This is a genomic window from Mycobacterium europaeum (genome assembly GCF_002102155.1).
Lineage (GTDB): Bacteria > Actinomycetota > Actinomycetes > Mycobacteriales > Mycobacteriaceae > Mycobacterium > Mycobacterium europaeum.
On record NZ_LQOU01000040.1, the window covers coordinates 74673 to 88249 of the forward strand.

At 70.7% G+C, this 13577-nt stretch carries 12 protein-coding genes and 1 pseudogene; 5 read left to right on the forward strand and 8 right to left on the reverse strand.

Annotated elements, in window-relative coordinates; genetic code table 11:
• Window positions 1-55 precede the first annotated feature (55 nt).
• Window positions 56-622 (forward strand): TetR/AcrR family transcriptional regulator, encoded by a 567-nt coding sequence (locus AWC03_RS18665; protein ID WP_085242199.1) that lies wholly within the window; start codon window positions 56-58, stop codon window positions 620-622.
• Between the two features lie 3 nt (window positions 623-625).
• Here AWC03_RS18665 and AWC03_RS18670 read toward each other — a convergent pair whose 3' ends face one another.
• Both AWC03_RS18670 and AWC03_RS18675 read right to left on the reverse strand, forming a co-directional pair.
• Window positions 626-2992, reverse strand: a complete 2367-nt coding sequence (locus AWC03_RS18670; RefSeq protein ID WP_085242200.1) for a glycoside hydrolase family 65 protein — start codon at window positions 2990-2992, stop codon at window positions 626-628.
• A complete protein-coding gene (locus AWC03_RS18675) occupies window positions 2989-3729 on the reverse strand; it encodes a beta-phosphoglucomutase family hydrolase (RefSeq protein ID WP_085242201.1) in 741 nt (246 codons plus the stop codon). Before AWC03_RS18675 ends, AWC03_RS18670 begins: the two co-directional genes overlap by 4 nt.
• Window positions 3730-3789: 60 nt before the next feature.
• Between AWC03_RS18675 and guaA the strand changes: the two genes are divergently transcribed.
• The 3 genes from guaA (at window position 3790) to AWC03_RS18690 (ending at window position 7950) form a co-directional block, all read left to right on the forward strand.
• Window positions 3790-5403, forward strand: a complete 1614-nt coding sequence (guaA, locus tag AWC03_RS18680; RefSeq protein ID WP_208859432.1) for a glutamine-hydrolyzing GMP synthase — start codon at window positions 3790-3792, stop codon at window positions 5401-5403.
• Between the two features lie 274 nt (window positions 5404-5677).
• A complete protein-coding gene (locus AWC03_RS18685) occupies window positions 5678-6367 on the forward strand; it encodes a hypothetical protein (protein ID WP_085242203.1) in 690 nt (229 codons plus the stop codon).
• Window positions 6368-6405: 38 nt separating this feature from the next.
• Complete coding sequence (locus tag AWC03_RS18690) at window positions 6406-7950, forward strand: DNA polymerase Y family protein (protein WP_085242228.1); 1545 nt, start codon at window positions 6406-6408, stop codon at window positions 7948-7950.
• Window positions 7951-7954: 4 nt separating this feature from the next.
• Here the strand turns inward: AWC03_RS18690 and AWC03_RS18695 are convergent.
• The 4 genes and pseudogenes from AWC03_RS18695 to AWC03_RS18705 form a co-directional block, all read right to left on the reverse strand.
• Window positions 7955-8373, reverse strand: a pseudogene (locus AWC03_RS18695) (alpha-hydroxy-acid oxidizing protein); the annotation flags it as partial.
• Window positions 8346-8570, reverse strand: a complete 225-nt coding sequence (locus AWC03_RS28345; RefSeq protein WP_420845682.1) for a hypothetical protein — start codon at window positions 8568-8570, stop codon at window positions 8346-8348. The pseudogene AWC03_RS18695 and the gene AWC03_RS28345, both read right to left, overlap by 28 nt.
• A gap of 45 nt (window positions 8571-8615) precedes the next feature.
• Complete coding sequence (locus tag AWC03_RS18700; RefSeq protein ID WP_085242204.1) at window positions 8616-9074, reverse strand: hypothetical protein; 459 nt, start codon at window positions 9072-9074, stop codon at window positions 8616-8618.
• The gene (locus AWC03_RS18705; RefSeq protein ID WP_085242229.1) at window positions 9055-10104 is read right to left on the reverse strand and encodes a nucleoside hydrolase; all 1050 of its coding nucleotides are present in this window, start codon (window positions 10102-10104) and stop codon (window positions 9055-9057) included. The genes AWC03_RS18700 and AWC03_RS18705 overlap by 20 nt, the downstream gene beginning before the upstream one ends.
• A 39-nt stretch (window positions 10105-10143) precedes the next feature.
• Here AWC03_RS18705 and cmaA1 point away from each other — a divergent pair, with 39 nt between their 5' ends.
• Entirely contained in the window at window positions 10144-11031 is an 888-nt protein-coding gene (gene cmaA1 / locus AWC03_RS18710; RefSeq protein WP_085242205.1) for a cyclopropane mycolic acid synthase CmaA1, read from the forward strand.
• A gap of 25 nt (window positions 11032-11056) precedes the next feature.
• Here the strand turns inward: cmaA1 and AWC03_RS18715 are convergent, their stop codons facing one another.
• Both AWC03_RS18715 and AWC03_RS18720 read right to left on the reverse strand, forming a co-directional pair.
• Window positions 11057-11512 (reverse strand): 2OG-Fe dioxygenase family protein, encoded by a 456-nt coding sequence (locus AWC03_RS18715; protein WP_085242206.1) that lies wholly within the window; start codon window positions 11510-11512, stop codon window positions 11057-11059.
• Window positions 11505-13502 (reverse strand): SDR family oxidoreductase, encoded by a 1998-nt coding sequence (locus AWC03_RS18720; RefSeq protein ID WP_085242207.1) that lies wholly within the window; start codon window positions 13500-13502, stop codon window positions 11505-11507. The genes AWC03_RS18715 and AWC03_RS18720 overlap by 8 nt, the downstream gene beginning before the upstream one ends.
• Between the last annotated feature and the right edge of the window lie 75 nt (window positions 13503-13577).

The window sequence follows — 13577 nt, forward strand, 5'->3', positions numbered from 1 at the left end:
TCGATCCTAGTGTGATGGTCTGTAGTCAACTGACTACATCGAGTACTGTAGTCACATGACTACGGGTTCCGCAAGTGGCCGCGCGAACATGCCCACGGGGCGCGCCGAGGTGGCTGCGGCCATCCTCGAGGCCGCCACCGACCTGTTCGCCGAACGCGGGCCCGCCGCGACCTCGATCCGCGACATCGCCGCCCGGTCCAACGTCAATCATGGGCTGGTGTTCCGGCACTTCGGCACCAAGGAGAATCTGGTCGGCGCCGTGCTCGATCACCTGGGCACCAACCTGACCGCGCTGCTCGACGCCGGGGCGCCCGCCGACGAACTGGACCGGGCGCTGGACCGGCAGATGCGCGTGATGGCCCGCACCGTGCTCGACGGGTATCCGGCGGGGCAGCTGCAGAAGCGCTTCCCCAACATCGCGGCGCTCCTCGAGTGGGTGCTCCCGCTCTACCACAACGAGACCGAGGGACGGCTGGCCGTCGCCAACGCCCTTGCGCTGCAATTCGGTTGGCGGCTCTTCGCGCCGATCCTGCGGTCGGCGACCGGAATCGAGGAGTTGACGGACGCCGAGATCCGTCAGGCCACCGGCGCCGAGGTGGGGCGGATCCTCAATCCGGGCTGACGCTCACTTGTCGCGGGTGAGCGCCCGGCGGTGGAGTGGCTCGCGGCCCGGTGGCTGCTGTGGCGGCGGCAACAGCGGCTTGCGCGGTTGCACGGCAATGGTTTTCGGCGCGTCGGTGCTCAGGGTGACCTCCTCGCCCGCGTGCCGGATGGTCAGCTGGCCGCCCGGGCCGTCGCGCACCGTGTAGGTGACTTCGGAATGGTTCACGTCGACGGTCACCCGGAAGTCGCGCCACCTAAGCCGGAACCGCAGCCGTGAAATGCCGTCGGGCAGGGCGGGATTCAGTGACAGGATGCCCTCGTCGTCGCGCAGGCCGCCGAAGCCGCCCACCAGCGCCGTCCAGGCGCCGGCGAGCGAGGCCATGTGCAGGCCGTCGCGGGTGTTGTGGTGCAGATCGCGCAGGTCGATCAGCCCGGCCTCGTACGCATAGTCGTGCGCCAGTTCCAGGTGCCCGACCTCGGCGCACATCACCGCCTGGGTGCAGGCGGACAACGACGAGTCGCGCACCATGCGCCGCTCGTAGTAGTCGACGTTGCGCGCCTTCTGCTCCGGGGTGAACGCGTGGCTCTGCCACTGCATCGCCAGCACCAGGTCGGCCTGCTTGATCACCTGCGCGGGATAGAGCCGCACGTAGGGGTCGTGCAGCAGCAACGGGTAGGCGTGGTTCTCCTTGAAGTCCCATTCGGCCAGGGTGGTGAAGCCCTCGCACTGCTGATGGACCCCCAGGCCGGTGTCGTAGGGGACGTTGGCGGCGTCGGCGGCGTCGCGCCACGACGCCGTCTCCTCGGTGGTGACGCCCATCGCCTCCGCGGCCTCGGGGTGGCGGTTGCAGGCCTCGGCCGCGGTGCGCAGGTTGTGCGCGGCCATCAGGTTGGTGAAGACGTTGTCGCGCACGATCGCCGTGTACTCGTCGGGGCCGGTGACGCCGTCGAGGTGCCAGACGCCGTGCCGGTCGTGATGGCCGAGGGAGACCCAGAGCCGGGCGGTCTCCACGAGTACCCCGAGGCCGCAACATTTTTCGAGTTCCTCGTCGCCGGTGACGATGCGGTACCGCTCGAAGGCCATGGCGATGTCGGCGTTGATGTGCCAGGCCGCGGTGCCGGCGGGCCAATAGGCCGAGCACTCCTGCCCGCGGATGGTCCGCCACGGGAAGCTGGCGCCGCGCAGGCCGAGCTCGGCCGCCCGCTCCTTGGCCAGGTCCAGGGTGGACGCCCGCCACCGCAGGGCGTCGGCCACCGCATGCGGCGCGGTGTAGGTGAGCACCGGCAGCACGTAACTCTCGGTGTCCCAGAAGGCGTGACCGTCATAGCCGGTTCCGGTGAGCCCCTTGGCCGGGATCGCGCGGCGCTCGGCGCGCGCGCTGGCCTGCAACAGGTGGAAAAGCCCGAACCGCACCGCTTGCTGGGATTCGGGGTCGCCCTCGACCTCGACGTCCGCGCTGTCCCAGAAGTCGTCCAGATATTTCCGCTGCGCGTCCAGCAGGCCCTGCCATCCGCTGTAGCGGGCGCTGTGGATGGCGGCGGCGGCCTGGTCGCGCAGCGCGGGGCGCGACCGCATGCTGGACCAGCCGTACGCCAGGTACTTGACGATGCGCAGCTTCTGCCCGGCGCGCAGCCCGCAGATGACCGTGGTCCGCGCCAGGTCGTCGCGGGCGTCGGTGCTGAACTCGACGCGGCCGGGCACGTCGATCTCGTGATCCATCGCGGCCGCCATCATCAGGGCGCTGCTACGGGTGCGGTGCATGAGAAGCGCGCCGGTCTCGGTGTTCTCGTGGTCGACGGCCACCAGCGGACTCTCCAGAATCGCCGACACCCGCGGGTCACCCGAGGTCTGGGGCTGGTCCTCGTTGGTGACCAGTTCGGACTGCACCGTCACGCGCACGAACTCGCCGACCGCCTCCACGACGTATTCGAGGGCGGCGACGCCGCGCTGCACCAGCGACACCAGCCGGGTGGACACCAGCCTGATCTCCTTGCCCGCGGGGGAGCGCCAGTGCGCGCTGCGCGTCATCGTCCCCGCGCGCATGTCGAGAACCCTTTCGTGCGAAAGCAATTCGCCGTACCGGACGTCGAACGGCTCGTCCTCGACCAGCAGGCGGATGATCTTGCCGTTGGTGACGTCGACGATGGTCTGGCCGGCTTCGGGGTAGCCGTAGCCGGCCTCGGCGTAGGGCAGCGGCCGGATCTCGTAGAAGGAGTTCAGGTAGGTGCCGGGCAGGCCGTAGGGCTCGCCCTCGTCGAGGTTGCCGCGCAGCCCGATGTGCCCGTTGGACAGGGTGAACAGGGACTCGGACTGGGCCAACAAGTTCAGGTCGAGCTGCGTTTCAGAGACGTGCCAGGGGTCGACGGGAAAGGCTTCGTCGGTGATCATGACGGCAGCAGCTCGGCGAGGTCGGTGACCACCACGTCGGCGCCGTTGCGGCGCAGATCCTCGGCCTGGCCCACCCGGTCGACGCCCACCACGTAGCCGAAGTTTCCGGCGTGCCCGGCCTGCACGCCCGAGATCGCGTCCTCGAACACGGCCGCGGCGTCGGCGCCGACGCCGAGCAACTCGGCCCCGCGTAGGTAGGAGTCGGGGGCCGGCTTGCCGGCGATGTGCTCGTCGCGCAGCGTCACACCGTCCACCCGCTTCTGGATGAACCGGTCCAGACCGGTGATCTCGAGGACGTCGCGGGTGTTGGCGCTCGAGGACACCACCGCGATGCCCAGGCCGGCCGCCGAGGCCGCCTCCAGGTATCGCCGCGACCCCTCGAAAACCTCGACGCCGTCCTTGCGCAGGATCCGTTGGAACATCTCGTTCTTGCGGTTGCCCAGGCCGTAGATGGTCTCGGCGTCCCCCGGATCGTCGGGATCGCCGTCGGGCAGCTCGATCCCGCGGCTCTGCAGAAACGACCGGACCCCGTCCTCGCGCTTCTTGCCGTCCACGTATTTGCGGTAGTCGGCGGCCGCGTCGAAGGGGACGAATTCCTCCCCGGTGCGCTTGGCCCGCTCCGACAGGTAGTCGTCGAACATGGCCTTCCAGGCCTTGGTGTGCACGCTGGCGGTGTCGGTGAGCACACCGTCGAGGTCGAACAGACAGGCGTGCACCTTCTCGGGCAGACCCAGCATGGGGACTCGCTTCCTGGTCTGAGCGGACTAGTCAAGCGATACCCACTCCATCATGCCGACATGTCTGTCGCCAGCGTTGGGGGGCGGACAACGGCGGCCACTAAGCTGGCTGCCGTGGAAACACCCTCGCCGCGGCCCGTGTTGGTGGTCGACTTCGGCGCCCAATATGCGCAGTTGATCGCCCGGCGCGTCCGGGAGGCGCGGGTCTTCTCCGAGGTCATCCCGCACACCGCCTCGATCGAGGAGATCAAGGCCCGCGAGCCGGCGGCGCTGGTGCTGTCCGGGGGGCCCTCCAGCGTGTACGAACCGGGCGCCCCACAGCTCGATCCTGCGGTGTTCGACCTCGGGGTGCCCGTGTTCGGCATCTGCTACGGGTTCCAGGCCATGGCGCAGGCACTGGGCGGAACCGTCGCCCACACCGGAACCAGCGAGTACGGCCGCACCGAGCTGAAAGTCGTTGGCGGCGAACTGCATTCGGGGCTGCCCAGCGTCCAGCCGGTGTGGATGAGCCACGGTGACGCGGTCACGGCCGCGCCGGACGGGTTCGAGGTGGTCGCCAGCACCGCGGGTGCGGCGGTGGCCGCCTTCGAGAACCGGGGCCGCCGCCTGGCCGGGGTGCAGTATCACCCGGAGGTCATGCACACCCCGCACGGGCAGCAGGTGCTCAGCCGATTCCTGCACGACTTCGCCGGCCTGGACGCGGAGTGGACGCCGGCCAACATCGCCAGTGCCCTGGTGGAGCAGGTGCGCGAGCAGATCGGCGACGGCCACGCGATCTGCGGGCTGTCCGGCGGCGTGGACTCGGCGGTGGCCGCCGCGCTGGTGCAGCGCGCCATCGGCGACAAGCTGACCTGTGTCTTCGTCGACCACGGGCTGCTGCGCGCCGGCGAGCGTGACCAGGTGCAGCGCGACTTCGTCGCCGCCACCGGCGCCAACCTGGTCACCGTCGATGCCGCGGACACCTTCCTGCGGGCGCTGTCGGGGGTGACCAATCCCGAGGGAAAGCGCAAGATCATCGGCCGCCAGTTCATCCGCGCGTTCGAGGGCGCGGTGCGAGACATCCTGAGCGACACCGGGTCTGAGGTCGAGTTCCTGGTGCAGGGCACGCTGTACCCCGACGTGGTGGAATCCGGCGGCGGCAGCGGGACCGCCAACATCAAGAGCCACCACAACGTCGGCGGCCTGCCCGACGACCTGAAGTTCAAGCTCGTCGAGCCGCTGCGGCTGCTGTTCAAGGACGAGGTGCGCGCGGTCGGGCGGGAGCTGGGCCTGCCGGAGGAAATCGTTGCGCGCCAGCCGTTCCCGGGCCCCGGCCTGGGTATCCGGATCGTCGGCGAGATCACCGCGGCGCGGTTGGAGACCCTGCGTCGCGCCGACTCGATCGCGCGCGAGGAACTCACCGCCGCCGGCCTGGACAAGCTGATCTGGCAGTGCCCGGTGGTGCTGTTGGCCGACGTCCGCTCGGTCGGCGTGCAGGGCGACAACCGCACCTATGGGCACCCGATCGTGCTGCGGCCGGTGTCCAGCGAGGACGCCATGACCGCTGACTGGACCCGGGTGCCCTACGAGGTGCTGGAGCGGATCTCGACGCGGATCACCAACGAGGTGGCCGAGGTCAACCGCGTGGTGCTGGACATCACCAGCAAACCCCCCGGCACCATCGAGTGGGAGTAGGTTTCGCGCCGCTGACGGGTTGCTTCGCGACACATAACCGGTTCGCGCCTGCCGGCCTTCGTCGCGACATTGCCGCCACGGTTGCGGAGTGAGCCCCGATCGCGACCATAGCGGCAATCTCGCCGCATTCTGGGCCCCATTCGCCCCATCCGTACCGATCGCATAAAGCGCCCCTTTCGTTTCTTGACGGTTGTCGGAGGGCGGGTGTTTACTCTCCATCAGATCGAACATACTTTCGAAAATAGTCGTGCGAGCGCGGTGCGAGGAGGCTGACATGACTGCGGCTTTCGCGCCCGATCGCCGCCCGGAAAACCGGGCTGAGCAGCTGGAATCGCTGCGCCGACGGATGGCCGTGATCACCGGCAAGGCGCCGGGGCCCGCATCCTGCCCGGCCTCCCGCGACGACGACCTGCTGCCGGAATCGGAAGCCCGGCTGGCGCTGCCGGGGTGGCTGGCGGAGTCGCTTCCCGCGCCGTTGCCCAGGGGGACGGTGGCGGTGCTCTCGGGCGCCCGGTCGCTGCTGCTGGGCATGGTGGCCGCGGTGACGGCGGCGGGCGGCAACGCGGCAATCGTCGGCCAGCCGGACATCGGGCTGCTGGCCGCCGCGGAGATGGGTGCGGACCTGAGCCGCGTCGCCGTGATACCGGATCCCGGCAACGATCCGGTGGAGGTGGCCGCGGTGCTCGTCGACGGCATGGATCTGGTGGTCCTCGGCCTGGGCGGGCGCCGGGTGCCGCACTCCCGGGCGCGGGCGGTGGTGGCGCGGGCCCGCACCAAGGGATGCACCGTGCTGGTCACCGACGGCGACTGGCAGGGGGCGCCCACGCGGCTTCAGGCCCGGGTCTGCGGCTACGAGATCACCCCGGGAAGCCGCCCCGGATTCGGCCGGATCAGCCGGGTGCGGCTGCAGGTCAGCGGGGTGTGTGCGGGACGACGGGTGACCGCCCGGGCGCGAGCCGGGTGAATTCTCCGGTGGCGTCCCGGGTGTTGGCCATCTGGTGCATGGACTGGCCCGCGGTCGCGGCGGCCGCCGCCGCCGGTCTGTCCGCGACGGCTCCGGTGGCGGTCACGTTGGCCAACCGGGTGATCGCCTGCTCGGCGGCCGCCCGTGCGGCCGGGGTGCGGCGGGGCCTGCGGCGCCGGGAGGCGGCGGCCCGGTGCCCGCAACTGCACGTCGGCGCCGCCGACGCGGACCGCGACGCCCGCTTCTTCGAAGCGGTCATCGCGGCGGTGGACGACCTGGTGCCGCGCGCCGAGGTGCTGCGGCCCGGGCTCCTGGTGCTGCCGGTGCGCGGGGCGGCCCGCTATTTCGGCTCCGAGGCCGACGCCGCCGAGCGGCTGATCGACGCGGTGGCCGCAGCCGGCGCCGAGTGCCAGGCCGGAATCGCCGACCGGTTGTCCACCGCGGTCTTCGCCGCGCGGGCGGGCCGGGTGGTCCCGCCGGGCGGTGACGCGAAGTTTCTGTCGGCGCTGTCGATCCGCCAACTCGCCACCGAGCCCAGCCTGTGCGGTCCGGGACGCGAAGAGCTGACGGACCTGTTGTGGCGGTTGGGGATTCGCACCATCGGCCAGTTCGCCGCGCTGCCGGCCACCGACGTGGCGTCCCGGTTCGGCGCCGAGGGGGTGACCGCGCACCGGATGGCCCGCGGCGAACCCGAGCGGGGACCGTCCGGGCGGGAACCGCCCGAGGAGCTGGAGGCCGTGCTGGACTGCGACCCGCCGATCGACCGGGTCGACGCGGCGGCCTTTGCCGGGCGCTCGCTGGCCGGCGCGCTGCATCGGACGCTGATGGCCGCCGGGGTGGGCTGCACCCGGCTGGCCATCCACGCCGTCACCGCCAACGGCGAAGAGCTGAACCGGGTGTGGCGGTGCGCCGAGCCGCTGACCGAGGACGCCACCTCCGACCGGGTGCGCTGGCAACTGGACGGCTGGTTGAGCAGCCGGACCGCGCGCAACCCGCGGCCGACGGCGGCGGTGACGCTATTGCGGCTGCGGGCGGTCGAGGTGGTGTCGGCCGAGGCGCTGCAGTTGCCGCTGTGGGGCGGTTTGGGTGAAGAGGACCGGTTGCGGGCCCGCCGGGCCCTGGTGCGGGTGCAGGGCCTGCTCGGCCCGGAGGCGGTGCGGGTGCCGGTGCTGTCCGGCGGGCGCGGGCCGGCCGAACGCATCACGTTGACCCCGCTGGGCGACGAAGTCCTCCCGCTGGCCGACCCGGGCCTGCCGTGGCCCGGCCGGCTGCCCGAGCCGTCACCGGCGGTGTTGCTCGACGATCCGGTGGAAATCCTTGATGCCCAAGGGAATCCGGTGCGGGTGACCAACCGGGGGCTGTTCTCCGCCGACCCGGTGCGGCTGACCGTGCGCGGTCGGGACGAGCGACTGGACTGGTGGGCCGGGCCGTGGCCGGTCGACGAGCGGTGGTGGGACGACCGATCTGAGGGCGGTCAAGGGGGTGGTCGCACCGCCCGCGCGCAGGTCCTGCTGGAAGGCGAGCGGGCGTTCCTGCTGTGCTACCGCCAGCGGCGCTGGTACCTCGAGGGCAGCTACGAGTAGCGGCTCATCCGACGGGCCGCAACGCGTCCGGCGCCAGGTCCTTGATGCAGGGATACCCGTCGACGGCCATGATCAGGTCCGCCTCGGCCAGCAGCGAGCGCAGCACGTGCACGATGCCGTCGACCCCGCCGAGGGCCAGGCCGTAGGCGTAGGGGCGGCCGATGCCCACCGCGGTCGCCCCCATCGCCAGGGCCTTGACGATGTGGGCGCCGCGCGCACACCCGAGTCGAACAGCACCGGCAAGCCCTCGGCCGCCTCCAGCGCACCGGGCAGGCAATCGAGGGCGGGCAGGCCGCCGTTGGCCTGCCGGCCACCATGGTTGGAGCAGTAAATGCCATCCACCCCAATGTCTTTCGCACGCCGAACGTCGTCGGGGTGGCAGATGCCCTTGACCATCAGCGGCAGGTTGGCCTCCGACCGCAACCCCACCGCTTGAAGGCCTCGCAGTTCGCGCGCTGGGTGTGCTCGTCGCCGGCGCCGCCCGCGACGTACTGCAGCACTTTCGGCGTCATGGCCGCCGACGCTTTTGCCTCCAGCTCCTCGAATCTGATCGGGTACTGCGGCTGATTGCCGTGCAGCGATTGGTCGTACAACTCGTTTTGGTAATCGGCGAAGGCCATGACCGGGGCAGTACCCGGCGCCCCGAGGGCCAAACGAATCGCCGCCTAGGGTCGCCGGGCACGCACCGCCTGCGCCCGAGCCATCAGCCCGGCCCCGCCGGGCAGCGCGCCCACGACCGTGGCGGCCAACCGGTCGCGCCCGCGGACGCCGTCGGTCCTGGCCTGGCCGGTGCGCAGGTGGCGCCAGCCCAGGCCCGCCCACGCCGCCGCGACGGCGGCATCGGTCACCCCGCCGCGCGCCCGGCGCCGGTCGACGGCGGCCAGGCCCAGCGCGGTGGCGGAGTGCACCGCGTCGACCCAGACGCCCGCCGCCAGCACCTCCGGCCCGGGGTTGATGCCCGAGAGCACCGCCTGCCCGAGATGGCGGGCGCCCAGGATCCGGGTGACGACGAGCGCCTTGCGGTCGACCTCTACCCCGTGGATGTGATCGAGCACTTGGGACGGGGCGGCCAGCAGCACGGCGCCCCAGCCAGCGCGCAGGACTTCAATGAACCGAATCTTCATGCGACCTGGATAGCCCGCGCGCGAAGGACCCAACCCGGTCGATGAACCGGTCGAAGAAGGCCGCCGCGTCCACGTCGACGCCGATCAGCGCGTTGGGTTCGCGCCGGCCGGACCAGTCGGTCACCGTCATGGCGCGGGTCAGGGTGCCCGTCAGCTCGATGTCCACCGCCGCGGGACGGGTCGCGACGAGACCCGGGTCCAGCGCCACGGCGGCGGCCAGCGGATCGTGCAGGTGCGCCTGATATCCGTGGCCGATGTCGTGGTAGGCCTCCAGGTAGAACCGCATCGCGTCCTCGATCACCCGAACCAACGGGTTGGACGCCGTCGAGCGGGTGCCCGGCTCGTCGGCCGCGCTCATCGGCGTCGCGCTCGATCCGGCGACGGCCGCCAGCCTGGCCAGGTGGCTGGGCGTCATCGCCACCTTGCGGGTCAGGTCCAGGCCGCAGAGGATCGGAAGGCGCTCTTGCCCAACGACTTCGGGGTCCCAGGCGGCCAGCACCTCGGCCGCGGCCTCGGGGTCCACGCTGATGTTCCATTCCGCCACCGCGGTGGTGTTGCCCCGGTGATCGTAGGAACCGCCCATGACGACCAGCCGGCGCAGCAGCGTCGGCAGCGCCGGCTCGGCGCGCAGCGCCAGCGCCAGATTGGTCAGCGGCCCGGTCGCCACGCCGACGAGCTCGCCGGGAAACGCGTGCGCGGCGCGCACCCAGGCGGTCGCCGAGTCGTGACTCGTCAGCCGCCCATCGGTGGGCGGCAGGTCGGCATAGCCCAAACCCCTGGGGCCGTGCACCTTTGACGGCAGGCGCATCGGACCGGTCAGGGTCTCGTCGGAGCCCTTGGAGACCGGGACGCCGGTGACGCCGCACAGCTGCAGCAGGCCCAGGTTGTTCTCGCAAACCTGTTGCACCGCAACGTTTCCCCCGGTGGAGGCGATGCCGACCACATCCGCGTCCGGGCTGGCGAACAGGTACATCAGCGCGAGCGCATCATCGACGCCGGTGTCGACGTCAACGAAGACGGGAGCGTTCATTGTGTCCAACATACTCATTTCGGCGATTAGGCTGAAACGATGCCAACGACGTCGGAGCCCCCCGAGGGGACTGATCTAACGCCGCGCTTCGACGATGTGCAGGCGCACTACGACTTGTCGGACGATTTCTTCCGGCTATTCCTCGACCCGACGCAGACCTACAGCTGCGCCTACTTCGAGCGCGACGACATGACGCTCGAAGAAGCGCAGATCGCCAAGATCGATCTCGCCCTGGGCAAACTTGGGCTGCAGCCGGGCATGACGTTGCTCGACGTCGGCTGCGGTTGGGGCGCCACCATGATGCGCGCGCTGGAAAAGTACGACGTGAACGTCATCGGCCTCACGCTGAGCCGCAACCAGGCCGAGCACGTCGAGCGACTGATCGCCCAGTCCGGGAGCCCGCGTTCGGCCCGTGTCCTGCTGCAGGGCTGGGAGCAGTTCGACGAGCCCGTCGACCGGATCGTCAGCATCGGTGCCTTCGAGCACTTCGGACACGAGCGCTACGACGCGTTCTTCACCCTGGCGCATGACCTGCTGCCCGACGACGGGGTCATGCTGCTGCACACCATCACCGGGCTGCACCCGACGGAGATGGCGGAACGCGGCATGCCCATCTCGTTCACGTTCGCCCGATTCATCAAATTCATTGTCACCGAGATATTCCCGGGTGGGCGGCTACCGTCGATCCAGATGGTCCAGGAGCGCGCGACCGCCAACGGCTTCACCGTGAGCCGCGTGCAGTCGCTGCAGCCGCACTACGCGAAGACCCTCGACCTCTGGGCCGCCGCGCTGCAAGCCCACAAGGACGAGGCCATCGCGGTGCAGTCCGAGGAAGTCTACGAGCGGTACATGAAGTACCTCACCGGTTGCGCCGACGCATTTCGGGTCGGATACATCGACGTCAATCAGTTCACGCTGCAGAAGTAACCACCGGCGCACCACGCCGGCGGTACTACGGCCAGGCCGAGGCGAAGGTGATGACCAGGACGTCGCGCTGCGCGGGTCCCGAGCCGTCGATCGGGCGGATCGGGGAGACCCCGTGCAGGGTGCGCCGATCGTCGCCGAGCATCAGCGTGCCGGGCACGGCCAGCGTGGTCGCCAGCAGCTGCCGGCCGTCGAGGTCGCACACCGTGCTCTGGCCGCCGATCGCGTTGCGCCGGCCGACCAGCAGCGAGCTCACCAGGGTGACGCCGTCGCGGTGCATGCCCTCGGGCGTGGGGTGGCCGCCCTTATCCGTCGACCGGGTCCGGAACGGATGCACCTTGACGTTCCAGGCCGCCACGTCGTCGAGGGCCCCCGCCACCCGGGCCAACAGGCTGATCAGCTTGTGCAGCAACCGATCCCGGACGAACGCGTCGGTCAGCGGCTCGAAGTCGCGGTCCCTGCCGATGTATTTTGGCCTACCAATGCACCCCGGGCACCAACCGCACCAGCCGCTTGACTCCCCGCGGTGTCCGGATGCCCGCGGTGACCGCGCGGACCGGTCGCCGCGGCTTGCGCGGCGCGGGGGTGGTGGGCGCGGGCGGTTCGGTGGTCAGGCCGCGCGCGGCGGCCGAGTCGGGATAGCCCAGGTAGAGCTGGTGCAGGATGCGTCGCGACGTGCGCGGCGCGAAGTAGTTGCCGGCTTCGGCGAGCGTGCCCAGCGGGGTGTCGATCCGCGCGGGCTTGTCGACGAGGCCGCGGACCACCATCGCGGCCGCGTGCTCCGGGCTGATCGCGGGCACCGGGTTGAGCCGGTGCGACGGCGCGATCATCGGCGTGCGGACCAGCGGCATATGGATGTTGGTGAACGTGATGTGGTCGGACAGCGTCTCGGACCCCACCACGTCGGCGAACGCGTCCAGCGCCGCCTTGGTGGGCAGGTACGAGCTGTATTTCGGGTTGCGGGCCTGCACACCGGCGCTGGAGACGTTGACCACGTGGCCGAAGCGGCGCTCGCGCCAGTGCGGCAGCAGCGCCAGCACCATCCGCACCGCGCCGAAGTAGTTGACCGCCATCACCCGCTCGTAGTCGTGCAACCGATCGGTCGAGTTGACCACCGACCGGCGGATCGACCGCCCGGCGTTGTTCACCAGGTAGTCGACGTGGTCGAAGCGGCCCAGGATGTCCTTGATGGTGTGCTCGACCGAGGTGGAATCGGTGACGTCGCAAGTGAAGGCGTGCGCGTCGCCGCCGCCCGCGCGGATCTCGGCGACCAGCTGGTCCAGCGCGTCGGCGTTGCGGGCCAGGGCGAAGACCGTCGCGCCGCGCTCCGCGACCGCGATCGCCGCCGCCCGGCCGATCCCGCTGGAGGCGCCGGTGATGATCACGTGCCGGCCGCGCAGCGGATCGCTACGGCGGGCGCGGTCGGGGTCGAGGTGCTCGGCCCAGTACCGCCACAGCCCGGGCGCGTAGGAGGCGAAATCGGGTACGTCAATGCCGTTACCGCACAACGCTTCTCGGGTCTTGTCGCTGACGAACGTCGGCTTGAGGTCGACCAGGTCGAAGATCTCGGCGGGGAGACCGAGCTGGGTGGCCGCCATGTCGCGCAGCACCTTGGCGCGCCCGCGCACCTTCAGCACCGGGGCGGCGAACGAGCCCGGCAGCGAGCCGCGCAGCGGCGGCAGGCCGGCGGCCTTGGCGACGCCGCGGTAAATGCCGCGCAGCCCAACGGTTTTCGGCGCGGTGAGGTGGAACGCCTGACCGTCGCGCCCCTCGGCGTGCATCAGGGCGACCAGCGCGTCGGCGACGTAGTCGACCGGCACGATGTTGGTGCGGCCGGTGTCGGGCAGCAGGATGGGCGTCAACTTCGGCAGGACGGCCAGCGCCGACAAGACGCCGAAGAAGTAGTACGGCCCGTCGATCTTGTCCATCTCGCCGGTTCGCGAGTCGCCCACCACCACCGCCGGGCGGTAGATCCGGTAGCGCAGGCCGGGCGCCGACCGCACCAGCAGCTCGGCCTCGAACTTGGTCCGGTGGTACGGGGTCGGCAGCTGCTGGCCGACGTCGAAGTCGTCCTCGGTGTACTCGCCCGGAAAGTCGCCCGCCACCGCGATCGAGGACACGTGATGCAGCGTCGCGTCCAGCCGCCGCGCCAGCTCGATCACGGCACGGGTGCCCTCGACGTTGACGGCCCTCTGCTCGGCTTCGCCGGCGGTGATGTCGTAGACGGCGGCACAGTGCACGACGTGGTCGACCCGCCCCAGCTCGGCGAGGGTCTGGTCGCTCAGGTCCAGCTCCGGCAGGGCCGCGACCAGCGGTTTCGCCCGCTCGCCCCAGTCGGCCGCGAGGCGTTCGAAGCGGCCCAGCGACTGCCGGCGGACCAGCACCCACACCTGCGCATCGGCCCGGGTTTCCAGCAGACGATCCACGACGCGGCGACCAATAAACCCGGTACCGCCGGTAACGACATACCGCATGCAGCCATCGTGGCGGCTGGCTGGGGCCGCGTCAACCCCGTGGCGATCGCAAGCGCGGCGTCAGCCGGGCGCGGC

Bases quoted from the DNA above. Each gene is read 5' to 3' on its own strand.
- AWC03_RS18665 (WP_085242199.1), top strand. From the start codon at position 56: ATGACTACGGGTTCCGCAAGTGGCCGCGCGAACATGCCCACGGGGCGC.
- AWC03_RS18670 (WP_085242200.1), bottom strand. From the start codon at position 2,992: ATGATCACCGACGAAGCCTTTCCCGTCGACCCCTGGCACGTCTCTGAA.
- AWC03_RS18675 (WP_085242201.1), bottom strand. From the start codon at position 3,729: ATGCTGGGTCTGCCCGAGAAGGTGCACGCCTGTCTGTTCGACCTCGAC.
- guaA (WP_208859432.1), top strand. From the start codon at position 3,790: ATGTCTGTCGCCAGCGTTGGGGGGCGGACAACGGCGGCCACTAAGCTG.
- AWC03_RS18685 (WP_085242203.1), top strand. From the start codon at position 5,678: ATGACTGCGGCTTTCGCGCCCGATCGCCGCCCGGAAAACCGGGCTGAG.
- AWC03_RS18690 (WP_085242228.1), top strand. From the start codon at position 6,406: ATGGACTGGCCCGCGGTCGCGGCGGCCGCCGCCGCCGGTCTGTCCGCG.
- AWC03_RS28345 (WP_420845682.1), bottom strand. From the start codon at position 8,570: ATGGCCTTCGCCGATTACCAAAACGAGTTGTACGACCAATCGCTGCAC.
- AWC03_RS18700 (WP_085242204.1), bottom strand. From the start codon at position 9,074: ATGAAGATTCGGTTCATTGAAGTCCTGCGCGCTGGCTGGGGCGCCGTG.
- AWC03_RS18705 (WP_085242229.1), bottom strand. From the start codon at position 10,104: ATGAACGCTCCCGTCTTCGTTGACGTCGACACCGGCGTCGATGATGCG.
- cmaA1 (WP_085242205.1), top strand. From the start codon at position 10,144: ATGCCAACGACGTCGGAGCCCCCCGAGGGGACTGATCTAACGCCGCGC.
- AWC03_RS18720 (WP_085242207.1), bottom strand. From the start codon at position 13,502: ATGCGGTATGTCGTTACCGGCGGTACCGGGTTTATTGGTCGCCGCGTC.